This is a genomic window from Streptomyces sp. NBC_01276 (genome assembly GCF_041435355.1).
GTDB lineage: Bacteria > Actinomycetota > Actinomycetes > Streptomycetales > Streptomycetaceae > Streptomyces.
The window spans coordinates 6,487,287-6,512,633 of sequence record NZ_CP108442.1 but is presented as its reverse complement, the minus strand read 5'-3'; the positions used below and the strand labels follow the sequence as shown (position 1 = coordinate 6,512,633).

The window sequence follows — 25,347 nt, the reverse complement described above, 5'->3', positions numbered from 1 at the left end:
CCTCCCGGCGATTTCCCGTCCCTCGCGTACCGAACCCGCCTGAATATTTGCTACGGTGCGCTTCCGATTGCCGATCTGCCGCCGAAAAAGCAGGTGACCCGATGCCCCATATCGCGTTCTTCAACATTCCTGGCACCGGCCACGTCAATCCGACGGCGGGAATCGTCGCGGAACTCGTGGCGCGCGGCCATCGCGTCAGCTACGCGGTGACGGCCAGCCAGGGCGCCGAGGTCGAGAAGGCCGGCGCAACGCTGGTCCCGTACGAGACCGTGATGGGCAAGTACCGGTCCACGATGACGGACCTGGAGGACAACGACCGTTTCACGACGGGCGATTTCGTCCAGGTGCTCCGGGGACTGGTACAGGAGACCGAAGCCCTCTTCCCGCAATTGCGGCGCGCCTTCGCCGACGACCGTCCCGATCTGCTGATCTACGACGGGCTGTCCGGCTGGACGGGGCGGCTGCTCGCGGAGGACTGGGGCATCCCCGCCGTGCGCAGCATCCCCACGCTGGCGGCGAACGAACACTGGTCCCTGGGCACGGACGGCGAGTACGCGGAGTTCGACCCGGAACACACCGGGCTGAACGCGGTGTTCGGGGAGATCGGCACGATGCTGGAGCGGGTCGGAGCGTCCTGCTCCGCGCAGGAGTTCTTCGGGAGCAGCGAGTCGGGTCCGGCACTCGTCTACATCCCGCGCGCGTTCCAGTTCAAGGGCGAGACGTTCGGCGAGGAGTTCCACTTCGTCGGACCGTGCTGGTCGGAGCGCAAGTTCGACGGTGAGTGGGTGCGCCCCGGAGACGACCGCGACGGCGACGGTCATGGTGACGGTGACGACCGGCGGCCCCTGGTCCTGATCTCCCTCGGCACCATCCACAACGACAACGCCGCCTTCTTCCAGACCTGCGTCGACGCCTTCGCCGACGCCCCCTGGGACATCGTCATGGCCGTCGGCGACCAGATCACCCCCACCACCCTCACCGACGTCCCCGCCCACATCGACATACGCCCCCACGTACCCCAACTCCAGATCCTGCGCCACGCCGACCTCTTCATCACCCACGCCGGCATGGGCAGCGTCATGGAATCCCTCTCCTTCGGCGTACCCATGGTCGCCATCCCCCAGATGAGCGAACAACGCGCCAACGCCGACCGCCTCACCGAACTCGGACTCGGCCGCCTCCTCCACCGCACCCACCTCACCCCACAAACCCTCCGCGACACCGCCCACCACGTCCTCACCGACCCCACCTACCGCCACCACACCCACACCATGCGCGACCACATCCACCACGCCGGCGGCGCACCCGCCGCCGCGGACGTCGTGGAGGCGGTACTCGCGGCCGCACGGGAGCGCGCGTGATGACCGGGAAAACGACACACATCGCGTTCTTCGCGCTCCCGGGACACGGGCACGTGAATCCGGCCCTCGGCGTCGTGGAGGAACTCACCGCGCGCGGACACCGGGTCACCTTCGCGACGACCGACCGGTTCGCGCCGGCCGTGACCGGAGCGGGTGCGACCGTGCTGCGCTACGAGTCCACCATGGACGGACTGCCGGCCAGGGACTCCGCGGCGGACCGCGCCGACCGCTTCGGCAGCGACGACCTGGCCGTGGTCCTGCACGACCTACTGCGCGAGACGCTCGCGCTCCTCGCCCCCCTGGACCGCGCCTTCGCCGCGGACCGCCCCGACCTGGTCGTCTACGACGACCCCTCGGGATGGGCCGCCCGGCTGATCGCGGCGCGCCGCGGTATCCCGGCCGTGCCGTACCGGACCACGTTCGCCGCGAACGCCGACTGGTCACTCGGCGGCCACCGCACGGACGTCGATCCGCTCAGCCCCGGGATCGTGCGCGTCTTCCACGGCATCGCGAAACTGCTGGACCGGCTCAAGGTGCCCATCGGGCCGAAGGAACTGATGACCGGCAGCGAGTCGGGTCCGGCGCTGGTCTTCGTACCGCGCGCGTTCCAGTTCAAGGGCGAGACGTTCGGCGAGGACGTCCACTTCGCCGGACCCTGCCTGGCCCTGCGGGCCTCCGACGGTGAGTGGGTGCGCCCCGGAGACAACCGCGACGGCGACGGCGACGGCGACGGTCATGGTGACGGTGACGACCGGCGGCCCCTGGTCCTGATCTCCCTCGGCACCATCCACAACGACAACGCCGCCTTCTTCCAGACCTGCGTCGACGCCTTCGCCGACGCCCCCTGGGACATCGTCATGGCCGTCGGCGACCAGATCACCCCCACCACCCTCACCGACGTCCCCGCCCACATCGACATACGCCCCCACGTACCCCAACTCCAGATCCTGCGCCACGCCGACCTCTTCATCACCCACGCCGGCATGGGCAGCGTCATGGAATCCCTCTCCTTCGGCGTACCCATGGTCGCCATCCCCCAGATGAGCGAACAACGCGCCAACGCCGACCGCCTCACCGAACTCGGACTCGGCCGCCTCCTCCACCGCACCCACCTCACCCCACAAACCCTCCGCGACACCGCCCACCACGTCCTCACCGACCCCACCTACCGCCACCACACCCACACCATGCGCGACCACATCCACCACGCCGGCGGCGCACCCGCCGCCGCGGACTTCCTCGAAGCGCTGGCGGCGCCGGCGTGCGCCCCGCGGACCGGGGCTGACGGGTGACGGCGGGCGCGGGCGCACCGGCCGACATCGACACCCCGGCGTTCTTCGCGGACCAGCACGGACACTATGCGCGGCTGCGGCAGTCGGAGGGTGCGTGCCGGGTCCGCAACCCCCAGGGGCTGGAGTACTGGCTCGTGACCCGGCACGACCAGGCGAGGGCGGTCCTGCTGGATCCCAGGTTCTCCAAGGACCCCCGGCGTGCGGCCGGCGCGCTGCGCGCGGCCGGGTACGGGGTCTCCGGCTCGGAGAGCTTCTTCCTGCCGCTCGTGAACAGCGACCCGCCGGACCACACGCGGCTGCGCAGGCTCGTCTCCGGAGCGTTCACACCGCGCCGGGTCGCGGAGCTCCGGCCCTCGGTCGAACGTCTGACGCACGAGCTCCTCGACTCCGCGGCGAACGCGGCCCGGACGACCGGCGCGGTGGACACGGCCGGGACCCGGACCGGCGGCGGGGCGGTCACCGACCTGGCGGCCGCCGTCGCCTTCCCCCTCCCGGTGCTGGTGATCAGCGAGCTCATCGGAGTTCCCCACGGCAACCGTGCCGCGCTCCTGCAATGGGCCACCCGGATGCTCACGGTCTCCGGAGCGGGCACGACACCCGCCTCCGGTCCTGCGGAACGCACCCGCAGGCTCCACCGGTGGTTCGCGTCCCTGGTCGCCGTCACCCGGCCCCGGGTCAGGGCCGACCTGCCCCCGGAGGAACAGCCGGACCTGCTCAGCGCCCTCGTGGCCACCGGTGAACGGGACGAGCGCCTCGGCGACGACGAACTCGTCGGCCTGCTGGTGCTCCTGCTGATCGCGGGGCACGAGACGACGACGGGGATGATCGGCAACGCCGTCGACACGCTGCTCCGCCACCCCCGCCAGCTCGCGCTGCTGCGCCGCCGTCCGGAACTGGTCCCCTCCGCGGTCGACGAACTGCTGCGCTACGAGCCCTCTTTGGCCCGCACCACCCTCAGGGTGGCGACCGAGGACATCGACATCGCGGGGACCGTCGTCCCGGCCGGCGGCATCGTCAGCGTCGCGCTCTCCGCCGCCAATCGGGACCCTGAGGTCTTCCCCGGGCCCGACGGCCTCGACATCACCCGGGAACGCGGACCGCACCTCTCCTTCGGGCACGGCATCCACTACTGCCTGGGCGCGCCACTGGCCCGGCTGCAGACGGAGACGGTGCTCACGGCCCTGCTCGACCGGTACCCGGAGCTGGCCGCGGCCGACCAGGACCGGCCACAGGCCTGGCGCCCCGTCGGGGACATGCGGGGATTGATGACCCTCCCGGTGCGCCTCGGGCCGGACCGGTCCGCGTCGCCCGGACCCGGACCCGGACCCGGTCCCGGCTGACGGCACCGGCGCCCGCCGCACCCGCCGCCCCGCCCTGTCCGACCCCATCCTTCCGTCAAGGGGAACCCGTGCTCCAACCCCCGGCCGGCTCCCGGCCTCCCGAAGCCGCCGTCGAAGTCCGCGGCCTGCACAAGCGTTTCGGGGCGCAGACGGCCCTGGACCGCGTCGACCTCACCGTCGCCCCCGGCACCGTGTGCGGTCTGCTCGGACCGAACGGAGCCGGCAAGACGACGCTGGTCAGGATCCTGGCCACCCTGTCGCTCCCGGACGGCGGCCACGCCCGCGTGGCCGGCTTCGACGTCGTCTCCGACCCCGCCCGGGTACGCGGCCGCATCGCGCTGACCGGACAGTACGCCTCGGTGGACGAGCTGATCAGCGGCCGCGGGAACCTGGAGATGTTCGCCCGGCTGCACCGCATGCGCGGGGCGGCCGTCCGGCGGCGCTCCGGGGAGCTGCTGGAGCGGTTCGGCCTCCAGGACGCCGGCCACCGCCCCGTCCGCACGTACTCCGGCGGCATGCGCCGCAGGCTCGACCTGGCGGTGAGCCTGGTCGTACCCCCCGCGGTGATCTTCCTGGACGAGCCGACGACCGGCCTCGATCCGCAGAGCCGTTACGGGCTCTGGGACAGCGTCCGCGAGCTCGTCCGGGCCGGCACCACCGTCCTGCTGACCACGCAGTACCTGGACGAGGCCGACCACCTCGCCGACCGGATCGCCGTGCTGGGCGACCCGGAGGGCTCCGGCGGCCGGGTGATAGCCGAGGGCACGCCCTCCGCCCTGAAGTCCTCCTTGGGCCGGGAGTACGTCGACCTCACCGTGCGCCACCACGAGCAGCTGGCACCGGCCGCCGAGGCCCTGGCCCGTACCGGCGCCGGAACCGTGGCGGTACGGGACGAGCTGCGGCGGGTCACCCTGGCCACCGGCCCGGCCGCCGGACCCGGCACGGGGGTGCTCGCCGCCGCGCTGGACGAACTGCGGTGCGCCGGTGTGGAGGTGGAGGACCTCTCCCTGCGCCGCCCGACGCTGGACGAGGTGTTCATCAGCCTGACGGCTCCGTGCACCGGGACCGGGGAGGCGGCATGACCACCCCCCGGACCGGCCGCGGGGCCCGCGGGGCCGCCGACGGCCCGGTGGCCCGGGGCGCGGGCGTCGGCCCCGTCGTGGGGGCGCCCGGTGCGCCGTCGGACGAGACCCGGCTCGCACGGCTGCGCTGGGCCGCCGGCGACGCGGCGACGATCACCCGCCGCTACCTGACCCACCTGCGCAGTGCCCCCGAGCGCGCCGTCATGGCGCTGGCGCTGCCCCTCGTCTTCACCCTGCTCTTCGTCTACGTCCTCGGCAGCAACATGCTGGTTCCGGAAGGCGCTTCCTACGTCGACTTCCTGATCCCGGGGATGCTGGCGCAGATGACCGTGTTCGGGGTCGCCGCGAGTGCCTCCGCCGTCGCCGACGACAAGGACAAGGGGATCAGCGACCGTTTCCACTCGCTGCCGATGAGCAGGACCGGCGTGCCCGTCGGGCAGTCCCTGGCCGAGATCCTGGGCGGTCTGATCACCCTGACGGTCATGGCGGGCTGCGGGCTGCTGGTCGGCTGGCGGCCCGATGCCTCCGCGCCGCGGATCGTGGCCGCCTTCGCGCTGCTGGTGTTCGCCCGCTACGCGTTCGGCTGGCTCGGCATGTGGCTGGGCCTCGTCCTGCCGTCGCGGTCCTCCACGGAACTCATCGGCATGCTGACCTTCCCCCTGACGATGGTCTCCAACGTCTTCGTGCCGACCGGAGGCCTGCCGGCCGGCCTGCGCCCGATCGCCGAGTGGAACCCCGTGAGCGCCGTGGTCTCCGCGGTGCGGGAGCTCTTCGGCCTTCCCGTGGCCGGACCCGGCGGCGCCGGATGGCCACAGGACCACCCCGTGGCGGCCGCGGTCGCGTGGTCGTTCCTGCTGCTCGCCGTCTTCGGCCCCCTCACGGTGTCGGCCTTCCGCGCACCGAAGCACTGACCCCTGGAGGGTTCTCATGAAAGCCCTGGTACTGGCGGGGGGTTCCGGCACGCGGCTGCGTCCCATCACCCACACCTCCGCCAAGCAGCTCGTCCCGATCGCGAACAAGCCGGTGCTGTACTACGGCCTGGAGGCGATAGCCGACGCCGGCATCAAAGAGGTGGGCGTCATCGTCGGCGAGACGGCCGCGGAGATCGAGGAGGCCGTAGGAGACGGTTCCGCCTTCGGCCTGGACGTGACCTACATAGCCCAGCCCGAACCGCTCGGGCTCGCCCATGCCGTTCTGATCGCCCGGGACTTCCTGGGTGACGACGACTTCCTGATGTACCTGGGCGACAACTTCATCGTCGGCGGCATCGCCCCGCTCGTCGACGAGTTCCGCGCGCACGGCCCGGACGTGCAGCTGATGCTCACCCGGGTCGCGAACCCCGGTGCCTACGGTGTCGCCACCCTGTCCGCGACCGGCCGGGTGGTCGCTCTGGCCGAGAAGCCGGAGCGGCCCGCGAGCGATCTCGCGGTCGTCGGCGCCTACCTCTTCACTCCCGTCGTCCACGAGGCGGTCCGCGCCATCGCCCCCTCGGCGCGGGGCGAACTGGAGATCACCGACGCCCTGCAATGGCTGCTCGACCAGGGCCGCGACGTGCGGCCGACGGTGGTCACCGGCTACTGGAAGGACACCGGCAACGTCGAGGACATGCTGGAGGCGAACCGGTGCGTACTGGAGGTCCTGGAGCCGGCCGTCGAAGGATCGGTCAGCGCCGACAGCGAACTCATCGGGAGGGTCACGGTGTGCGCCGGCGCCCAAGTGCGCGGCTCCCGCATCGTCGGTCCCGCCCTGATCGGCGCGGGGTCGGTCGTGGTCGACTCCTACGTGGGCCCCTCGACCTCGATCGCCGAGAACTGCCGGATCACCGACAGCGAGATCGAGTTCTCGATCGTCCTGGGCCACTCGTCCATCACCGGGGTCCGCCGCATCGACGCCTCGCTCATCGGCTGCCACGTGGAGGTCGCTCCCGCCCCCCGCGTTCCCTCGTCGCACCGGTTCGTCCTGGGCGACCACAGCAAGATCCGGATCTCTTCGTGACCACCACGCGCTTCCTCGTCACCGGCGCCGCCGGGTTCATCGGCTCGCACTTCGTGAACGACCTGCTGGGTCCCGGATCACCGCCCGACACCGAGATCACCGTCCTCGACGCGCTCACCTACGCCGGTGACACCGCGCACCTCGACGCGGTCGCCGCGGACGCCCGGCTCCGCTTCGTGCACGGCGACATCACCGACGCGCCGCTCGTCGCCGCGCTGATGTCGCCCGGATGCGTCGTGGTCAACTTCGCGGCGGAGAGCCACGTGGACCGTTCCATCGCCGACGCGGGCACCTTCGTCCGCACGAACGTCACCGGGACGCACGTACTGCTGGACGCCGCGCTCACCGCCGGCGCCCGGTGCTTCCTGCAGGTGTCCACCGACGAGGTGTACGGGTCCATCGACCACGGCGCCTGGACCGAGGACGCGCCCGTGGCGCCGAACTCCCCCTACGCCGCCTCCAAGGCCGCCGCCGACCTGCTGGCTCTGGCGTACGCCCGGACCCACGGCCTCGATGTGCGGATCACCCGCTGCAGCAACAACTACGGCTCCCATCAGCATCCGGAGAAGCTCATCCCGCTCTTCGTCACCACCCTGCTGGCGGGCGGCACCGTGCCGCTCTACGGCGACGGCGGCAACGTGCGCGACTGGCTGCACGTCTCCGACCACTGCCGCGCCATCCGGCTGGTGCTGGAACGCGGCCGGGCGGGCGAGGTCTACAACGTCGGGGGCGGCACCCAGCTGACCAACCGGGAACTGACCGCACTGCTCCTCGACGCCTGTGGAGCCGACTGGGATTCCGTGCGGCACGTCGAGGACCGCAAGGGCCACGACCGGCGCTACTGCGTGGACGACGGGAAGCTGCGCCGCCTCGGCTACCGGCCCCGCGTCGACTTCGAACGGGGCCTGGCGGAGACCGTCCGCTGGTACGCGGACGTCACCGCGGGACGGTGACGAAGCGCCTCGGGCCGTCGCGCCCCCTCCCCCAGCCCCCAGACACCGAAGCCGGTCCGTCCGCCGACGGCCCGCAGCCCTCCGGAAGGAACCCCGCGTGCGTGTCCTGTTCGCCGTCTTTCCCACCACCGCCCACACCCTGCCCGTCGTCCCCCTCGCCTGGGCGCTCCAGAACGCGGGGCACGAGGTACGGATCGCCACCCACCCGGACGCGATGGGAGCCGTGACGGGGGCGGGACTGGCGGCCGTTCCCGTCGGCGGTGCGGTGGATCCGGCCGAGCTGACGGACTTCGAGCGCAACCCCGGTCTGAGCGGCCACCCCGGCGGAGGGCTGGACGTCGTCTCCTCCGACTGCGCCGACTGGGGGCCCAAGTGGTTCCGGATGACCCGCGTGTTCGCGGGGCTGCGCCCGCTGCTGGAGGAGCTGACCGGTGTCGCCGTGCGCTGGCGGCCCGATCTGGTCCTGTGGGACCCGTTCTGCCTGCCGGCCGCCGTCGCGGCGCGGCTGAGCGGGGCCGCGCACGCCCGGTTGCTGTGGGGCCGGGACAACGTCGCCTGGCTGCACGCGCGGTTCCAGCGGTACCTGCGGCAGGCCCCGGGCGACGGCCGGCACGACCCCCTGGAGGAGGTCATGCAGCAGTTGCTCGAACCGTACGGGCTGCCGTACGAGGAGGAGTTGCTCCTCGGTCAGTGGACGGTCGACCCGATGCCGCCCGGGGTGCGGCTGCCGGCTCCGCACGTCCGGTACGAGAGCATGCGCTGGTCCGCGTACGGCGGAGGCGGGTCCGTGCCCGACTGGCTCCACACCCGGTCGGCCCGCCCACGGGTCTGCGTCGCCTGGGAGGCCGGCCCGTGGGGTCCGCAGCCCGGCCCGGAGGACGGGAGCGCACTGTCCGACGTGCTCGGCGCCCTCGCGGACCTGGACGTGGACGTGGTGGTCACCGGCGTCGGCCCGTCGGCCGGGGCGACGGGCGGTCCGCCGGGGCGGCCCCGCCTGGTGGAGCGGCTCGCGCTGAACCAGGTGCTGCCGGGATGTGCCGCGATCGTCCACCGGGGCGCCGGCGCGACGTTCGCCGCGGCCGCCGGCCAGGGCACGCCCCAGCTGATCCTCCCGACCGCGTTCTGGGACGAGGAGGCGACCGCCCGACACCTGGCGCGCCGGGGCGCGGGCCTCGTCCTCGACGGCGCCCACCGCGATCCGCACCACCTGCGGACAGCGCTGTCGGCCCTCCTCCGGGACCACGATTTCCGCCTTCGGGCGCGGGCTTTGCGCGAGGAGATCGAGATGCTTCCCGGACCGGCCGCCCTCGTGCCGGTGTTGGAGCGGCTGACCGACCTCCACCAGCGGATCTGAGCCGCCGGCCCCCACTCCAGTCGGAGTCCGGCCCCCCGCGCGTGTCCGTGGCGGAGACGGCAAAGCAGTCCCGGGACGGACGACCGGGCGGGGGCGTCACTGACACGATCGATCCGACGAATCTGACGCGGGCACACCTTCACGACCAGCCGAATGCGGAGCCCTCCACCATGCACAGCACCATCGCGGACACGTATCCGCGGATGAGAACCGGGATCTTCTTCACGCCGACCGCAGAAGGCGACGGCGTCCTGCTGACCAACGGCAGTGAGATCGTGACCTTCCACGGCGCGTCCACCCACGCCTGGCTGGAGAAGCTCTCCCCCCACCTCAACGGCCGGCACAGCGTGGCCGATCTGACGGGCAGCCTGCCGCCCGGACCCCGCCGGATGGTGGAGAAGCTGGTGGGCGCCCTGTACGAGGCGGGGCTGGTCCGGGACGTGAGCCAGGACGAACCGCATTCCCTGACGCCGGACGAACTGGATTCCTACGCTTCTGAGATCGCGTTCGTCGAAGCGTTCCGGACGTCTCCCGCCCTGCGCTTCCAGCGGTACCGCGAGACCCGCACGGTGGTCATCGGCTCCGGCGCGATCTACGCCGCGGCCGTGGAGGGCGCCCTGCTCACCGGGGTCGCCCGGCTCTCCGCCCGGCCCGTCCTCGTTTCCGCGGAGGTCGCCCCCGCCCCGGGGCGGCCCCCGGGCGAAAGAGCGGCGGAGTCCCGCCACGGCGATCCCGGTCAGCGGCTGGAGACGGCGCCCCTGGACGCCGCCGACCCGGTGGCGCTGCGCGCGGCGGTCACGGACGCCGGACTGGTCCTGTACGCGGCCGACCGCACCGACCCCGTCCTGCTGAGCGCGCTCGACCGGCTCTGCGCCGAGCTCGGCCGGACGTTCGTCCCGGTCACCGTGTACGCCGACGAGGCCTGGGTGGGGCCGGTGTGCGCGGCGGACCGGCCCGCCGCGCGCTGGGAGAGCCTGTGGCTCCGGCTGGGCGTCCGGGCGGGGGCCGGAGGGGAACCCACCGGGTTCCTCACCGGCCCGGTACCCGGCATCGTCGCCAACCACCTCGTCTTCCGGGCCTTCGAACACCTCACCGGTGTGGCCGGGGCGGGCTCGCCCGACGCGTCCGGGGCCCTGCCGGGCGGCAGTGCCGTACGCATCGATCTCGAAACGCTCCAGACTTCGGTGCACGGACTCGCGCCCCACCCGCTGGTCCGGCCGGCCGGCGGCGCCGACACGGAGCCGGAGGCGGCGCAGGCCGCGCCGACCCCGGTGTCCGCCGCGGGGGCGGCCGTGCACGCCGACGAACTCGCCGCACGGGTCGCGGCGCTGACGGACACCAGGCTCGGTGTCCTCGGCCCCGTCTCGGAGGCCCACTTCGAGCAGTTCCCGCTCCGGGTGGTCCGGGTCCCGGTCACGCATCCCCGCCGGCCGGACGCAGCGCTGTCCGTGTGGGGGGCCGGCCCCGATTTCCCGCACGCGCGGGACGCCGCCCTGCGCCTCGGGCTCGCCGCCCACGCCGTGCGCCTGACCGGCCCCGGGGACGCCCCGGCCGGCGCGGACACCGTGGCGGGGACATCCCTCGCCGACGGCTCCGCCGCCCGCGTGCCGGCCGACGCGGTCTTCGCCGCGTCCGGCACCGACCCGGCCGTGCCCCTTCCCGCCGGAACGGCGGGCGGAGTCACCTGGACCGAGGCCGTCGAACAGGGCCTGCTCGACCACGTCCTGCGGTTCACCGCGGACGGTCCCGTCCCCGGCCCGGACAGCCCTGCGCGCTCCTGCGAGGAGCTCGAACTGACAGAGCGGTCCCGGACGTTCCTCGACCTGCTCGTCGCATCGGGCGAGGGCGTGACCGCGTACGCGGTCCGGGCCCCGGAGGGCGTGCACGTCCACGCCTTCCGGCTGGGAACCGGCGGGGCGGGCCTCGTCGAGCACGGCGCGGGATTCACCGAGGCCGAGGCGGTCGAGGCGGGACTCGCCCGGCTGCTGCTCGCGCGGCAGTCCCGTACGTCGGGACAGCCCGAGTACGCACCGTCGCCGGCCGTGTCCCTGCGGACATCGCTGCGGCCCGGGGACGAACCGGCCGGCGGACCGCGCCACCGCGGACTCGTCGACTCCCTGCGCGCCCTCGGACACGCGGCGGTGGCGGTCCCCCTCGACGGCGACCCGGCCGTCCGCGCCGCGCTGCCCCACCTCGTCAGGGTGGTGCTGCTCGATGTCTGACCCGAACCGGAACGCTCCGGCCGCGCGCAGCGTCGCCCTGGTCGGCGACGGCGGTCTGCTGGACCTGGCCGTCGCGGCGGTCGCGGCACGCACCTTCCACGTCGTCCGGCCGGGCGACGGGGCCCTCGCGGAGGTCCTCCCCTCGTGCGTCGCCGTGCTGGTGGCGACCGACACCCCGGGCACCGACCGCCACGGGGACGTGCGCGAGAGCGCGGAGGCCGCCGGAATCCCCTGGGTGCCCGTCGCGACCGACGCGGACGCCGTCCACGTGGGTCCGGCGACCCGCAGCGCACGGGACGCCTGCCCGGCCTGCGCGGGCTGGCGGCGGCGCCTCGCCCGGGACCAGGCCCAGCACCACGAGGCGCTGCGCGCACGCCACGGTGCCGCGCTGACCGGCCTGCCGTCCCGGCTGCGCTCCCGTCCGGCCGCGGCGGTGGCCGCGGAACTCGCCGTCCGTCTGCTGGAGTCCGCGGTGTCCGGCGCGGACGATCGCAACGCCGGCCCCACCGGCCCCTGCGACTCCACCGACTCCACCGACTCCACCGGGATCCGTCGCCCGGGAGACGTGTTCCTGCGCGTCGACCTGGCCTCACTCGCCGTCAGCACCCACCGTTACCTGCCCTATTCTCTCTGCGAGGACTGCGGGGGCCTGCCCGACGACGCCCCCGGACCGGCGGAGGTGGTCCCCGTCTCCCGCCCCAAGACGGCTCCCGATGTCTTCCGGGTGCAGGACGTGGTGGCGCGCGAACGGGAGCTCTACGACCTCTACGTCGACCCCGCCGCCGGTGTGGTCCCGTCGGTCGACGACGAGCGCGGCGGACCGCTGCCGCGCGCCGTCGCGCCGCTGAGCTCCTTGCGGGGCAACAACTCCCAGCACGGCTGGGGCCGTACGAACGACTACCGGTCGTCCAGGATCACCGCGGTGCTGGAAGCCCTGGAACGCTTCGGCGGGGAGCAGCCGCGCGGCCGCCGCACCACGGTCACGGCGAGCCGCCGGGAGCTGGGCGACCGTGCCGTCGACCCGCGGGCCTTCGGCCTGTACCCGGACGACCGGTACGACCTGCCGGGCTTCCCGTACACCCGGTACGACGAGGACCTGGTGATGCCCTGGGTGTGGGGGTACTCCTTCGGGCGTGGCGAAGCCGTGCTGGTACCGGAGCGGTACGCCTACTACGCCACGCACAGCCACGAGGAACCGCGGTTCGTGTACGAGATCTCCAACGGCTGTGCCATGGGCGGCTGTCTGGAGGAGGCGATCCTGTGCGGCCTGCTGGAAGTGGCCGAGCGCGACGCCTTCCTGATGACCTGGTACGGGCGGATGCCGATCCCGCGGATCGACCCGGCCAGCGCGCGGGACCGCTCCATCCCGATGATGATCGAGCACCTGCGCCACCGAACGGGGTACGCCGTCCAGCTGTACTCGGCCACGCTGGAGCAGCGCGTGCCGTGCTTCTGGGCGGTGGGGATCGACACGGCCGGCGACCCGGGCCGGCCCCGGCTGCTGTGCGCGGGCGGCTCGGCGCTGCAGCCGGAGAAGGCCGTGATCAACGTCCTCCACGAAATGGCGCACCTGCTGGAGCACGCGAAGCTCTACGACGCGGCGGAGCAGGACCGCGCGGCCCGCATGGTGGCCGACCCGTCCCTGGTCAAGGTGATGGGTGACCACTCGGTGCTCTACAGCCACTGGAGCGCCTTCGACCGGTTCGACTTCCTGCTGTCCGAGCGCGAGGCGCGGCCGTTCGCCGACTTCGAGGAGCAGTGGCGGTGGCCGGTCCACACGGACCTGCGGTCCGATCTGGACGAGATGCTGCGCCGGTACCTGGACCGGGGCATGGACGTCCTGGTCGTCGACCAGACGACGCCGGAGCACCGGGCGGGCGGTTTCGCCTGCGCGAAGGTGATGGTGCCGGGCACCCTGCCGATGACCTTCGGGCACCGCAACAGGCGCGTCGACGGCCTGCCCCGGCTCCTGAACGTCCCGTACGAACTGGGCTACCGCGACCGGGTTCTGACGCCCGGGGACGTCAACCCCCACCCTCACCCCTTCCCCTGAGGACACCGCCCATGACCGCCATCGAACGCCCGGACGGGGCCGGCGCATCGCCCGGCGCCCGGTACTGGCACCGGTCCCTCCACGACTACGCCGCCATGACCGCGCGGGCACCGGGAGGCCGCGAGGGGGGTGCCGGGGAACCGGCCAGGTTCACCCGGTTCGGCGGGCTGCCCCGGCATCCGCTGCCCGCCCCCGCCCGGACGCTCGGCCCCGTGGCCTCCGCGTTCGCCCCCGCGTACCCCGAGGACGCCCCGGCCCGGCCCGCTCCGGCCGGACCCGTTCCGACGGCCGTGGCGGACGCGGCCTTCCACTCCGCGCTGCTCCACTACGCGTGCGGCGTGCTGCGGACCGAGTTCGGGCCGACGGCCCGCTGGCCCTACCACCGGCCCACGCCCTCCGCCCGGTGCTTCGCGCCGGTCGAGGCGTACCTGTGGACCCCGGGACACGAGGGGCTCCCCGCGGGTGTCCACGCCTACGACCCCGCCCACCACTCGCTGGTCCTCCTCCGGCCCGGCGACCACCGTGCCGTCCTGGGCAGGGCGCTGGGCGCGGACCTCGACGGCGCCATCGGGGTGCTGATGCTGTCCACCGTGTTCTGGCGGACGGCCTTCCGCTACGGCAGCTACGCGTACCGGCTGTGCGCTCAGGAGACCGGGCTGGTGGCCGGGAACGCGATGATGGTCGCGAACGCTCTGGGCGCTCAGGCTCACCTGCACCACCAGTTCCTCGACGGGGTCCTGGAGCGGCTCGTGGGGATCCCGCGCCCGCAGGAGAGCCTCGCCGCGGTCCTGCCGCTGTACCCCCGGCGGGGTGACGCGCACCGATCGGTCCGGCGCGGCGGAGCCGCCGACACCGAGGGGGCGCTGTCCGCCCTCATCGGCCGGCCGGCAGCCCGGCCCGCGCCCGGGGCCGACGGCCTCGGCTCGCTGGACGCGCTGACCGGGATCGACGCGGCCGCCCGGCTCGACGACACCCGCTCGTTCTCCCTGCTGCCCGTCGGCCCGGTCGCCGGCCGGGGGCGGGCGGGTGCGGTCCGGGCCGCCGAACTCGCCGACTGCCTGCGCCGGCGGAGCTCGGGCAGCCCCGCCTTCAACCCGGTGGCCCGCCCGGTCCCCCTGGAGTCCGTCCTGCGCGTGCTCGGACCCGTACTCGGCCCCTGGGCCGGCGACGCCGTGCCGGACGGCTGCGTACCGCCCGTGACCGCCCATCTGTGGGCGGTCAACGTGGACGGACTCGCTGACGGGGTGTACCGATGGGCGGCGGACGGACTTCACCACGTCGGCCCCGGCGGCTCCTCCCGGCTCGGGACGGAGGCTGCCAACATCGACTACCGGGCGGTCGCGGGCGTGGTCTTCCTCTCGGCACCTCGTGCGGACGCACAGGCGGCCTTCGGTGACCGCGGTTTCCGTGTCCTGCACCAGGAGGCCGGGGTGGTCGCCCAGCGCGTCTGCGTACTGAGTGCCGCGGAGGGCCTCGCCGCCAGGATCCACAACGGCTACGCGGCGCGCACGCTGTCGCGGGCCCTGCGGCTGCCGCCGGGCCACGAGCCGTTGTTCCAGATCGCGCTCGGGGTGCCCGGGCCCGACGAACGCTATCTGATGCCGGTCCTCCCGGCGCCCACACCGGCGCGGGTGCGAGGCCTGTCCGACGGTCACGGGGGCGGAGCCCCGGCAGGGAACGAGGTGCACGCGGCATGACCACGCACGATCCGTCCGCCGGCTCGGCGGCCCTGGCCTTCCTGGACTCCGGCCACCGCCCGCCCGAGGCCCTGCCCGCCGCGGACCCCGCGCGCCTCCCGCCGGTCCACAAGAGGTACCCGTCGGCGGTCCGCGTGCCCCTCCCGCCCGGTGGCGCGCCGGCGGACGACACCGGGCCCGCACTCCTGTCACGGCTGCTGCGCCACACGAACGGGATCACCAGGATGCGCTGGATGAGCGGCCTGATGCCGCTCGGCCTGGGCGGCGCGGGCGCTCCGGGGGACCGGCGCGTGCTGCTCTCCCCCGGGCGTACGGCGGCGGCGTCGGGCTCCCGCTATCCCGTGGAGGTCTACGTCGCCCACGGCGGGACGGCCGGTGCGCCCGGCGGGCTCTCCCACTACGACCCGGTGCACCACGTGCTGGAACGCCTGCGGGACGGTGACGGGCGGGCCCGCGTCCTCGCGGCGCTCCGGACCCCGCCGGCCCGGGACGCCGAATCGGTGCTGCTGCTGACCAGTGTGCTGTGGCGGAACGCCGCCAAGTACGGGGCGTTCGGCTACCGGCTCCAGAGCCTGGACGTCGGGGCCGTGACGGCGCAGGCGGCGGCCGCCGCCGAGGCGGCGGGGCTGGCGGTGACGGTCCACCTCGATTTCGACGACGCGGCGCTGGACGCGCTCCTCGGGCTCGACCCCTTCGCCGAGAGCGTCTTCGCCGTGGTCACTCTGCACCGGGAGGACGCCCCGCCCGTGTCCCGGGCGACGGCGCCCGCCGCGTGGGACGGCCCTCTTCCGCGGGCCGAGCCCGGGCAGCTGTCCATATCCGAAGTCCCCGCCATGGCGGAGGCGGCCGCGCTGCACGCGGCCGTCCGCCTCTCCGCACCCGGTCGCGGGGGCCGGTTCACCGACCGGTCGGAACCGGCCGGCTCCCCGCGGCACGTGCTGCCGCCGGCCGGTCTGCGCCTGGCGGACGGGTTCGCGGGCCGGCGGACCGTCTACGGGTTCCGGCCCGGCTCCGTACCGGAGGCCTCCCTGGCCGCCCTCCTCGCCGCGGCGGCCGCCCCGCCGCCCGCCGGAGCCCCCGGTGCGGACGAGGTTCCTCCCGTCCGGCTGGCCGCGGTGGTGCAGCGTGTGCCCGGGGTGGAGACGGGTGCCCACGTGTACGACCCGGTCGGGCACGCGCTGGTCCGTACGCGGGGGGCCGACGCGGTGCGGGCCGTGATCGGCGCGGCCAAGAGTCCCATGCTGGCCGACGAGTGCCGCACCGCCACCGCGACGCTGGTGCCCTGCGGCCTGCTGCGGGAAGGCGTCGAGCGGTTCGGTGACCGCTGGTACCGCGCCCAGAACATCGCGGCGGGCGCGCTCGCCCAGCGGATCGCCCTGGCCTCGGCGGCCGCCGGGCTGGAGAGCCATGTGCACTGCGACTTCGACCCGGACGGCGTCGGCTCCGCCCTGGGCCTCGAACCCGGCGGTCTGCAGCCGCTGGTGGTGGTGACCGTCGGACCGCGCTCCCCGGAGCGCACGGATCCGCAGCTGCCGCTGTGGGGGACTCCGTGAGACCCGCCCGGACGGGCCCCCCGGACCCCCCGCACCCCGCGTTCCGTACACCCGCCCACCCGACCGGAGGGAAGACCGAACCGATGGACCACTACGACGTCGTGGTCGTCGGCGCCCGCAGCGCGGGCGCCTCGACCGCCATGCTGTTCGCGCGGGCCGGCTACCGGGTCCTGCTCCTGGACCGGTCGCGGTTCCCCAGCGACACGCTCTCCACCCAGCACATCCACCGCCCCGGGCTGCGGCTGCTGAACCGGTGGGGCCTGCTGGGACGGCTCGCGGACACCGGTTGTCCCGCGGTGCGGCGGATCTCGTACACCCTCGGCGACCTCCGGCTGGAGGGCGCCGTGCCGGTCGAGGAGGGGATCGACGCCGTCTACGCCCCGCGGCGCTTCGTGCTGGACAGCCTCGTGATCGACGCGGCGGTCGAGTCCGGCGTCGAGTTCCGTCCGGGGTGCACCGTGACCGGCGTGCTGACCGGGAACGGCCGGGTGGACGGCGTGCGTTGGCGAACGGCCTCCGGCGCCACCGGCCGGGTCCGGGCCCGTCTGGTCGTGGGGGCGGACGGCATGCGCTCGGCCATGGCCGGGCACTTCGGCTCCGGAGTGGAGCGCGAGGACGCCCCGCTGACGTGCGTGTACTACGGGTACTGGGAGGGGCTCCCCGCGCAGTTCGAGGTGTTCGAGCGGACGGGCAGGCTGATCGGCGTCGTCGGTACGCACGACGAACTTACCCTGGTGGCGGCCTACTTCCCGCAGGAGGAGTTCCCGGAGGTCCGCCGGGACCCCCGGGGCTCGTACCTGGAGGCGTTGCGCACCACTGCGCCGGAACTGGCCGACCGCGCGGCGTCGGCGCGCAGGGTGGAGCGGCTGCGCGGTACGGGAAGCCAGCTCAACTTCTTCCGGAGGACGGCCGGCCCGGGGTGGGTGCTGGTCGGAGACGCCGCGTGCCACAAGGATTCGATCACCGGGACCGGCATCAGCGACGCCTTCGAGCAGGCCTCGCTGCTCGCCGGGGCGGTCGGGGAGACGCTGCACGACGACCGGGCGGCGGACGCCGCGCTGGAGCGGTACGCCGCGGGGCACCGGCGGCTCATGGAACCGAGGTACCGCACGGCGCTGGACAGCGCGCGGCTGGAGGTCACGCCGGAGCGGGTGGAGTTCACGCGCTGGATCGCGGGTGACCCGGCGTCCGCCGAGGCCTTCCTGTCGGTGGCGGTGAGCCACATCGACCCGGCCCTGCTGGCCCCGGCCGCGGCCGCACTGTGAGGGTGGGTGGTTTCCGGTGCGCCGCCGGCACCGGAAACCACCGCCGCCCGTCAGGCCGCGGAAGGCCTGACCAGACCCGTCTCGTAGGCCAGGATCACCGCCTGGGTGCGGTCGCGCAGGCCGAGCTTCTGGCACAGGTGGTACAGGTGCGACTTGACCGTGGCCTCGCTGAGCGAAAGCATCTTGGCGATCATCAGGTTGGAATGACCGTTCGCGACGAGCGCCAGTACGTCGCGTTCCCGGCCGGTGAGCAGGGAGAGCTGCGAGGAGGTGGCGGGAGCCATCTCCGGCGACCGGTTGAGCAGCAGCCTGATCAGCTGCACCGCCGAGGGCGACTTCAGCACCATCGCGCCTCCGGCGATGTCACGGATGGCGGCCGGGAGCGACATGGGATCGCAGTTGCCCGGAAGCAGACCGCGGATGCCGCCGCGCAGGGCGCACAGCAGCTCCTCGTCGTCGGTTCTGGAACTGAGCATCAGGACGCCCGGCGTGGTGCTCCAGGCGGTTCTCCTCAGCACCTTTGCGATGGCGATGCCGTCCATGGCATCGGGATCGTGACTGACCAACGCCACGTGGGGACGCAGTCTCTGCACGGCCCCCTCCACGTCCCGGGTGTGCAGCGCCTCTCCGACCACCGCGATGTCCGGTTCCCGCTCCAAGACGCTGGCAAGTCCCATGCGCGTCAGATGGTGCGGGTCACAGATCAGGACACGGATACAGTCGGCCTCAATTTCGTTCGTCACAGTGTGACTTACCCCCATGAATACATGAATCCCGTGCAGCTCGCACAGAAAACGGTGATCCGCAACTGGTCTGGACCACCATCGAAGGCTACCCCTACGCCAACTTGAGATCCACTGATCTGACCATTGACTCATCAGACGGGGGTGACGTATCGGGGTTGGTTCCCGTGCCCCCGGCTCAACCCACAGTCGGGGAATCAGAACTGGTCTGCAGACGGACGACGCCCCTCGGCCTCCGGTGCGAAAGTGGTGCCGTCAGCCAGAACAGGGGGTACACGTGCAAACACCGTCGGAGCCCGCTCCACTGCTCGACTTCAGCCCCTACCGGCTGCTCACGGAACCCGAGGCCGTCCACCGGCGGATGCGCGCGGAGCCACCGGTGCGTTTCGTCAGGGAGGAGAGCGGGTTCTCCTACTGGCTGATCTCCCGGTACGCCGAGGCCCGCGAGGCACTCGCCGCACCGGGCCTGTCGAACGATCCGCGCCGCCTGGGCACCGCCGTCGACACCCACCACGCCTACTCCCCGATGGCGAACAACGACCCGCCGGACCACACCCGGCTGCGCCGGCTCGTCTCCCACGGTTTCACCCGCCGGCGCGTGGCGCAGCTCGCCCCCGTGGCCGAGCGCACCGTCGGGGAACTCCTGGACGGCGTGGCCCCGTCGGGCCGTGCCGACGTCATCGCCGACCTCGCCTTCCCGCTGCCGGTACTCGTCATCTGCGAGCTGCTCGGGGTGCCCACCGGGGACCGGGCGGCCTTCCGCGCCTGGGCGGACCGCACCCTGTCCACGAACGCGGGCCCGCGCACCCGGGAGGAGCGCTCACGCCGGCTGCGCACCTACTTCACCCGCCTGATCGCGGCGAAGCGCGCCACCGTCAGGGCCGCCTCCTCCCCCGACGAGCAGCCCGACCTGCTCAGCGCACTCGTCGTCGCCCAGGAGCGTGACGGCACCCTCTCGGACGACGAACTCGTGGGTCTCGCCGTCCTGCTCCTGGTGGCCGGACACGAAACGACGACCAACCTGATCGGCAACGGGCTGCTGACCCTGCTGCTCCACCCCGACCAGCTGGACCGGCTCCGCAACGACCCGTCCCTGCTTCCCGCCGCGGTGGAGGAGCTGGTGCGGTACGAGGGTTCCGCCGGTCAGTCCTCCCTGCGCGTCGCGGTCGAGGACACCGTCATCGGCGGAACCCGGATCCCCCGCGGCTCCGTCGTCAACATCGGCCTGTCACTGGCCAATCGGGACCCCCGCGTCTTCACGGATCCCGACACCCCGGACATCCGGCGGGAGCCCAACCCCCACCTGGCGTTCGGACACGGCATCCACTTCTGCCTCGGCGCACCCCTGGCCCGCATGCTCGCGGCGACGGCCTTCGGAGCCCTGCTGGCCCGGCTGCCGCACCTCGCACTGCGCGTACCTCCCGAGGAGCTGCGCTGGCGGCAGATCAGCATCCTCTGCGGCCTCACCGCACTCCCCGTTTCCTTTGATCCCGTTTTCCCTGAAACGAGTGGTTCGTGACGATCAGCGATCCGATGGCGGCGGCCAATCTCTACCGCCTCGCCTTCGGCTTCATCCCCGCACAAATGATTCACGTCGCGGGCCGCCTGGGCCTCCCCGACCTGCTGGCGCGACAGGGCCTGACCGCCGGGGAGCTGGCGGAGCGGACCGGTGCGCACGCGCCCTCGCTGCGCCGGCTGCTGCGCGGGCTCGCCTCGCTCGGCCTGGTGGAGGAGGCGGAGGGCGGCGTCTTCCGGCTGACGCCGGCCGGTACGCCGCTGCGGGCGGACGTCCCCGGCTCAGTCCGCCCCATGCTGATGCCGTACTTCGACCAGGCCATCTGGGCCGCGTGGGGCCGGCTGCTGGACACCGTGCGCACCGGAGAGCCTTCGGTGGAATCGGTCACCGGCGGGCCCGTGTTCGCCCACTTCGCGTCCGAACCCGGCCTCGCCGCCGAGTTCCACGCCGCGATGGCCGTGAGCGCCGGCGCGGAGGCGAGCGCGATCGCCCAGCTGTACGACTTCACCGGCGTGGACACGGTCGTGGACGTCGGCGGCGGCTCCGGCGCCCTGCTCGCCGGTGTGCTGGGGCACCACCCCCGGCTGCGCGGCGTCCTCGTCGACACCCCCACCGGGGTGTCCGGCGCGCCCGGCACCCTGGCCTCAGCAGGGGTGTCGGACCGCTGCGAGATCTCGGCCCGGGACTTCTTCGAGTCCGTCCCCGCCGGCGGCGACCTGTACGTGATCAAGAGCGTCCTGCACGACTGGGACGACGAGCGGTGCGTGCGCATCCTGCGGAACTGCCGCCTGGCCATGAAGGACACGGCCCGGGTGCTGATCGTCGAGATCGTCGCGCCCGCCGCCATGGACGCCGCCACCGATCCCTTCCTGCCGGTGAGCGACCTCAACCTGCTGGTCCTCACCCGGGGCCGGGAACGGACCGAGGAAGAGTTCGCCCGCGTCCTCGGGGCCGCGGGCCTCCGGCTGACGCGCATCGGCGATCCGGTCGGGTTCAACGGCTACCGGATGATCGAGGCCGCCCCGGCGGCGGCGGGGAGCGGCGACGCATGACGACGACCGAGGAGTCCGCGGCCGCGCCCCGGACCACGATCGAGGACTCCGCCCACGGAGTCGGCCCCAGTACGCTCCGCCGCCTGGCCGCCGCCTGGCCCCGGCGGGCCACCGTGCGCACCGACATGGACAGGATCACCGGCTCCGAGGAGTACGACCCCGAACTGCTCGACTACCCGGTCTCCCTGATGCCGTTCGGTGAGCACCCGGACTTCCTGGGCGCCCCCGAGGACAAGCGCCGCACGGTGAACACCCTGGGCTGGATCGCGTACAACGAGCGTGTCGTCGCCGCCGAGGAGTTCGTCGTCAACCCGACCTTCGAGAAGCTCGGGCACGCGGTCTTCCCCGGTGTGGACCGGTTCGAGGTCAAGGAGATCGTCCGGCAGTCCCACATCGACGAGGTGTGGCACACGTACATGCACATGCTGGGCATGCAGCGCACGCGGGAGGCACGGCGGGTCACGGCCGAACCCGACTGCGGCCATCCCGTGACCAACCGTCTGCTGTACGCGGCGGAAGGGGCGGCGGGCGAGCGCTGGCAGAGGGACCTGCTGTACCTGCTGTGGACCACGGTCGGCGAGGTCAGCGTGAACGCCTTCCTCGACCTGATGGCACAGGACACCACCGTGCAGCCGATGCATTCCCTGATCGCCCGGCTGCACGCACGCGACGAGGCGGCGCACGGCCCGGTGATGATCGAGGTCATGAAGGACGTCTTCGTCCATCTGACCCGCGAGCAGCAGGACTTCTTCGTCTCCCGCCTTCCCGCCGGCATCACCGCCTTCTGCGCGGAGGACTTCGACTGGTGGCTGAAGGTGCTGGAGTTCGCGGGGATCCCCAAGGCCAGGGACATCATCGAGGACTCCCGGACGGGCCGCGGCGGACAGCACGCCGAGCTGCTCGTCACCGACTTCTCCGGAGTGCGGCGGCTGTGCCGCGAGCTCGGCATCGAGAACAGGGTGGACTTCGACTTCCAGGCCGGGAACCCCGGCCTGGCCGGAAGGGCGACATGATCCTCACAGGTCCCGAGATCACGGGCGCGGCGGCCGACGGGCGCATCGTCATCTCCCCGTTCCACGCGGAACAGGTCAACCCCAACAGCTACAACGTCCGCCTGGGAGACCGGCTGCTGACCTACACGGACGAGGTCATCGACGCCCACCGCCCCAACCCGACGCAGGAGATCACCATCGGGGAGGACGGCCACGTCCTGGAACCCGGACGGCTCTACCTCGGTCACACCATGGAGAGCGTCGGCTCCGACCTGTACGTGCCCCTCCTCTTCGGGCGTTCCTCCGTCGGACGCCTCGGACTCTTCGTGGAGATCACCGCGCCCATCGGCGACATCGGCTTCCACGGCCAGTGGACGCTCATGCTGTCCCCGGTCCAGCCGCTGCGCGTCTACCCCGGGATGAAGATCGGCCAGATCATGTTCTTCGTGTCGCTCGGGCAGGTCGACCTCTACGACGGCAAGTACCAGTCCTCGGCGGGCCCGCAGGCGTCCCGCTACTGGAGGGACGCGGCGGTGCCGGCGCCGTGATCCTGACGCGAGCAGCCATCCTCACCGCCGTCGAGCGGGGCGACATCACCATCGAGCCCTTCGCCGCCGCCCGGGTCTCCCCCAACGCCTACGACTGGCACCTGGGCGACCGGATCCGGACCTTCGAGGGCGAGGAACTGGACGCGGCCACCGCCACCCGCGTCACCGAGCACGTCATCCCTCCGGAAGGCATGGTGCTACGGCCCGGCCGGCTCTACCTCGGCGTCACGCACGAGCGCACCCATTCGGAACGCTACGCACAGATGATCAACGGCGACCGCAGTCTCGGCGCCCTGGGCATCTGGGTGCATGTGTCCGCGCCCCTGGGACACATGGGCCACGCCATCCACTGGACCCTGGAGATCCGTGTGGCGCAGCCGGTCCGGGTCTACCCGGGCATGCCCTTCGGAAAGATCGTCTTCCTGTCCACCGCCGGGCAGCCCTCCAGCTACCAGCAGGTGGGCCGCAAGTACGCGCGGACGGACGGGATCGACATCTCCCGGCTCTACGAGGAGCTGTGAGGCCCCCGGTGAAGATACTGACCGGGCTCGACCTGCCGTGGGGCAGTCCCGGTGGCAGCGTCGAGCTGCTCAAGGACCTCTACCTGGTTCCGGACGGGCCCCTGTCGGCGTCGGACGCCTTCATGCTGGCACCGGACGGAGTTCCGGCGCCGGCCGGGACCGGCCTGCCCGCCCTGCTCGACGTACCCGGCAAGCAGCTGGACGGCGAGGGCTTCTGGTCGTACGTCGACCGCCTCACCGACGCGCTCACCACCCGGTTCCCGCCCGCGGACCAGGACGTGGTCCACCTCCAGCACCTCGCCTTCGGCGCCACTCCGGCACTGCTGCGGGGCTACCCGAAGCAGCCTGCGATCGCCCTGGTCCACGGCACGGACCTGCTGTTCGCGGCGGACCATCCCACGCAGGCCGACGTACTGCGCGAGGCCACCGCCGCCGCGCGGGCGGTCGTGGTGCCGACGGCGGCGATGGCCGACCAGCTGCGCCTGCTCGCCCCCGTCGCCCCCGACCGCGTCGTCCACATCCCCTGGGGGATCCCGGACCGGCTGCTGGACCGGCCTCCCGTGCGGCCGGCCCGCCGCGACGGGGACCTCCGGGTCCTGTACGCCGGCCGCCTGACCGCGGAGAAGGGCGCCGCCGCACTGGTCCGCGCGGTGTCCGGAACCCCTGGCGTACGGCTCAGCATGGCGGCGCCGACCGCAGAGTTCCGGCGGCTCTCCCGGGTCCTGGACCTCTCCGCGGCGCGTTACCTGGGCTGGCTGAGCCGCCCGGACCTGTGGGCCGCCTTCGCCGAGCACGACCTGCTGGTGATCCCCTCGGCCAGGCTGGAGGCGTTCGGCCTGACGGCCGTCGAGGCCCAGGCCTGCGGCCTCCCGGTGGCCTACCAGCCGGTACCGGGACTGACGGACGCCCTGGGCGACTCGGCGCTGCCCCTCGACATCCTCGCCGCCCCCGACCGGGCGCGCGAGACGCTCGCGGGCCTGGCCGCGGACCGGAGCGTCCTGGACGACCTCCGCGCCGCCGGCCACCGGAACGCGGCACTGTTCCCGTTGTCCAGGACGGCCCGTGAACTGGCCGCGCTCTCCGCCCGGTTGGGCTGAACGGTCATGCCCCCTCCACCGACCACGAAGGACCGACCCATGTACTCTGCCGCGCTGTTCGACCTGGACGGCACACTGATCGACACGGAGCCCCGCAGCCGTGAGGCGTGGTCACGTCTGTTCCGCAACCACGGCGTCCCGTTCGACGAGGGCACGATCAGGGGCTTCGCCGGACGTCCGGGCAGGGAAGCGCTCCTCGACCACGTCCACCGGTTCTCCGGCCGCAGCGTCGACGAGCTGTTCGCCGAGGCCCTCCACTACACCACCCTGCCCGACATGCCGCCCGTCGGGACCGTCCCCGGCGCCGTCGAACTGGTGGCCCGGCTGCGCGCCTCGGGCGTACCGGTGGCTCTGGTCACGTCGGGCACGCGCGACTACGCCCGTTCCGAGCTGACCGCCATCGGGGCGCTCTCCCACTTCGACGTCATGATCACCGCCGACGACGTGACCTGTGGCAAGCCGGATCCGCAGGGCTACCTCGCGGGCTGCGCGGCCCTGGGCGTGGCACCGGCGTCCACCGTGGTGTTCGAGGACGCCCCGGCCGGCGTGGCGGCGGCCAGGTCGGCGGGCGCCCGCGTCGTGGCGATCGCCTCCGGGCACTCCCGCGAGGCGCTCCGCGCCGCCGACCTGATCGTCCCCGACCTCAGGGACATCACCTGGCCCCCCAGGTTCCGTCCGTTCTCCGGTGCGACCCGATCGGAGGGCTGAACG

At 73.1% G+C, this 25,347-nt stretch carries 21 protein-coding genes; 20 read left to right on the top strand and 1 reads right to left on the bottom strand.

Translation table 11 applies throughout. The features are described 5' to 3' along the window. Window positions 1–101 precede the first annotated feature (101 nt). The 13 genes from OG295_RS29375 (at window position 102) to OG295_RS29315 (ending at window position 18,167) form a co-directional block, all read left to right on the top strand. Window positions 102–1,361 (top strand): macrolide family glycosyltransferase, encoded by a 1,260-nt coding sequence (locus OG295_RS29375; protein ID WP_371679625.1) that lies wholly within the window; start codon window positions 102–104, stop codon window positions 1,359–1,361. Then, window positions 1,361–2,653, top strand: coding sequence for a macrolide family glycosyltransferase (locus OG295_RS29370; RefSeq protein WP_371679623.1), 1,293 nt, complete (start codon window positions 1,361–1,363; stop codon window positions 2,651–2,653). The genes OG295_RS29375 and OG295_RS29370 overlap by 1 nt, the downstream gene beginning before the upstream one ends. Further along, a complete protein-coding gene (locus OG295_RS29365) occupies window positions 2,650–3,993 on the top strand; it encodes a cytochrome P450 (RefSeq protein WP_371679622.1) in 1,344 nt (447 codons plus the stop codon). Before OG295_RS29370 ends, OG295_RS29365 begins: the two co-directional genes overlap by 4 nt. A gap of 68 nt (window positions 3,994–4,061) precedes the next feature. Then, window positions 4,062–5,075, top strand: a complete 1,014-nt coding sequence (locus tag OG295_RS29360) for an ATP-binding cassette domain-containing protein (RefSeq protein ID WP_371679621.1) — start codon at window positions 4,062–4,064, stop codon at window positions 5,073–5,075. Continuing rightward, window positions 5,072–5,986, top strand: coding sequence for an ABC transporter permease (locus OG295_RS29355; RefSeq protein ID WP_371679620.1), 915 nt, complete (start codon window positions 5,072–5,074; stop codon window positions 5,984–5,986). The genes OG295_RS29360 and OG295_RS29355 overlap by 4 nt, the downstream gene beginning before the upstream one ends. Window positions 5,987–6,002: 16 nt before the next feature. Beyond that, entirely contained in the window at window positions 6,003–7,070 is a 1,068-nt protein-coding gene (locus tag OG295_RS29350) for a glucose-1-phosphate thymidylyltransferase (protein ID WP_371679618.1), read from the top strand. Beyond that, window positions 7,067–8,023: a dTDP-glucose 4,6-dehydratase gene (gene rfbB / locus OG295_RS29345; RefSeq protein WP_371679617.1), complete on the top strand. Its 957-nt coding sequence runs from the start codon at window positions 7,067–7,069 to the stop codon at window positions 8,021–8,023. The genes OG295_RS29350 and rfbB overlap by 4 nt, the downstream gene beginning before the upstream one ends. Window positions 8,024–8,120: 97 nt before the next feature. Continuing rightward, the gene (locus OG295_RS29340; RefSeq protein WP_371679615.1) at window positions 8,121–9,377 is read left to right on the top strand and encodes a nucleotide disphospho-sugar-binding domain-containing protein; all 1,257 of its coding nucleotides are present in this window, start codon (window positions 8,121–8,123) and stop codon (window positions 9,375–9,377) included. 170 nt (window positions 9,378–9,547) lie between these two features. Then, window positions 9,548–11,599: a hypothetical protein gene (locus OG295_RS29335; RefSeq protein WP_371679614.1), complete on the top strand. Its 2,052-nt coding sequence runs from the start codon at window positions 9,548–9,550 to the stop codon at window positions 11,597–11,599. After that, window positions 11,592–13,652: a TOMM precursor leader peptide-binding protein gene (locus OG295_RS29330; protein ID WP_371679613.1), complete on the top strand. Its 2,061-nt coding sequence runs from the start codon at window positions 11,592–11,594 to the stop codon at window positions 13,650–13,652. Before OG295_RS29335 ends, OG295_RS29330 begins: the two co-directional genes overlap by 8 nt. Window positions 13,653–13,663: 11 nt before the next feature. Further along, window positions 13,664–15,349, top strand: coding sequence for a hypothetical protein (locus OG295_RS29325; RefSeq protein ID WP_371679612.1), 1,686 nt, complete (start codon window positions 13,664–13,666; stop codon window positions 15,347–15,349). Further along, complete coding sequence (locus OG295_RS29320; RefSeq protein WP_371679611.1) at window positions 15,346–16,902, top strand: SagB family peptide dehydrogenase; 1,557 nt, start codon at window positions 15,346–15,348, stop codon at window positions 16,900–16,902. Before OG295_RS29325 ends, OG295_RS29320 begins: the two co-directional genes overlap by 4 nt. Before the next feature lie 83 nt (window positions 16,903–16,985). Next, a complete protein-coding gene (locus tag OG295_RS29315) occupies window positions 16,986–18,167 on the top strand; it encodes an NAD(P)/FAD-dependent oxidoreductase (RefSeq protein ID WP_371679610.1) in 1,182 nt (393 codons plus the stop codon). Between the two features lie 50 nt (window positions 18,168–18,217). Here the strand turns inward: OG295_RS29315 and OG295_RS29310 are convergent, their stop codons facing one another. Continuing rightward, entirely contained in the window at window positions 18,218–18,928 is a 711-nt protein-coding gene (locus tag OG295_RS29310; RefSeq protein ID WP_371679609.1) for a LuxR C-terminal-related transcriptional regulator, read from the bottom strand. 259 nt (window positions 18,929–19,187) lie between these two features. On the opposite strand from OG295_RS29310, the gene OG295_RS29305 reads away from it, so the two are divergent. From OG295_RS29305 to OG295_RS29275, 7 genes are read left to right on the top strand one after another with little or no spacing between them, the layout of a single operon-like run. Then, window positions 19,188–20,429, top strand: a complete 1,242-nt coding sequence (locus OG295_RS29305; RefSeq protein WP_371679608.1) for a cytochrome P450 — start codon at window positions 19,188–19,190, stop codon at window positions 20,427–20,429. Next, complete coding sequence (locus tag OG295_RS29300; protein WP_371679607.1) at window positions 20,426–21,478, top strand: methyltransferase; 1,053 nt, start codon at window positions 20,426–20,428, stop codon at window positions 21,476–21,478. The genes OG295_RS29305 and OG295_RS29300 overlap by 4 nt, the downstream gene beginning before the upstream one ends. Further along, window positions 21,475–22,491 (top strand): diiron oxygenase, encoded by a 1,017-nt coding sequence (locus OG295_RS29295; protein WP_371679606.1) that lies wholly within the window; start codon window positions 21,475–21,477, stop codon window positions 22,489–22,491. Before OG295_RS29300 ends, OG295_RS29295 begins: the two co-directional genes overlap by 4 nt. Continuing rightward, window positions 22,488–23,018 (top strand): dCTP deaminase, encoded by a 531-nt coding sequence (dcd, locus tag OG295_RS29290; RefSeq protein ID WP_371679605.1) that lies wholly within the window; start codon window positions 22,488–22,490, stop codon window positions 23,016–23,018. The genes OG295_RS29295 and dcd overlap by 4 nt, the downstream gene beginning before the upstream one ends. Beyond that, entirely contained in the window at window positions 23,015–23,539 is a 525-nt protein-coding gene (locus tag OG295_RS29285) for a deoxycytidine triphosphate deaminase (protein WP_371679604.1), read from the top strand. Before dcd ends, OG295_RS29285 begins: the two co-directional genes overlap by 4 nt. 8 nt (window positions 23,540–23,547) lie before the next feature. Beyond that, complete coding sequence (locus OG295_RS29280) at window positions 23,548–24,636, top strand: glycosyltransferase family 4 protein (protein WP_371679603.1); 1,089 nt, start codon at window positions 23,548–23,550, stop codon at window positions 24,634–24,636. Window positions 24,637–24,675: 39 nt separating this feature from the next. Next, a complete protein-coding gene (locus OG295_RS29275; protein WP_371679602.1) occupies window positions 24,676–25,344 on the top strand; it encodes an HAD family hydrolase in 669 nt (222 codons plus the stop codon). Window positions 25,345–25,347 lie beyond the last annotated feature (3 nt).

Coding starts and splice junctions, on each gene's coding strand:
- OG295_RS29375 (WP_371679625.1), top strand. CDS start 102: ATGCCCCATATCGCGTTCTTCAACATTCCTGGCACCGGCCACGTCAAT.
- OG295_RS29370 (WP_371679623.1), top strand. CDS start 1,361: ATGACCGGGAAAACGACACACATCGCGTTCTTCGCGCTCCCGGGACAC.
- OG295_RS29355 (WP_371679620.1), top strand. CDS start 5,072: ATGACCACCCCCCGGACCGGCCGCGGGGCCCGCGGGGCCGCCGACGGC.
- OG295_RS29350 (WP_371679618.1), top strand. CDS start 6,003: ATGAAAGCCCTGGTACTGGCGGGGGGTTCCGGCACGCGGCTGCGTCCC.
- OG295_RS29335 (WP_371679614.1), top strand. CDS start 9,548: ATGCACAGCACCATCGCGGACACGTATCCGCGGATGAGAACCGGGATC.
- OG295_RS29330 (WP_371679613.1), top strand. CDS start 11,592: ATGTCTGACCCGAACCGGAACGCTCCGGCCGCGCGCAGCGTCGCCCTG.
- OG295_RS29325 (WP_371679612.1), top strand. CDS start 13,664: ATGACCGCCATCGAACGCCCGGACGGGGCCGGCGCATCGCCCGGCGCC.
- OG295_RS29320 (WP_371679611.1), top strand. CDS start 15,346: ATGACCACGCACGATCCGTCCGCCGGCTCGGCGGCCCTGGCCTTCCTG.
- OG295_RS29315 (WP_371679610.1), top strand. CDS start 16,986: ATGGACCACTACGACGTCGTGGTCGTCGGCGCCCGCAGCGCGGGCGCC.
- OG295_RS29310 (WP_371679609.1), bottom strand. CDS start 18,928: ATGGGGGTAAGTCACACTGTGACGAACGAAATTGAGGCCGACTGTATC.
- OG295_RS29295 (WP_371679606.1), top strand. CDS start 21,475: ATGACGACGACCGAGGAGTCCGCGGCCGCGCCCCGGACCACGATCGAG.
- dcd (WP_371679605.1), top strand. CDS start 22,488: ATGATCCTCACAGGTCCCGAGATCACGGGCGCGGCGGCCGACGGGCGC.
- OG295_RS29275 (WP_371679602.1), top strand. CDS start 24,676: ATGTACTCTGCCGCGCTGTTCGACCTGGACGGCACACTGATCGACACG.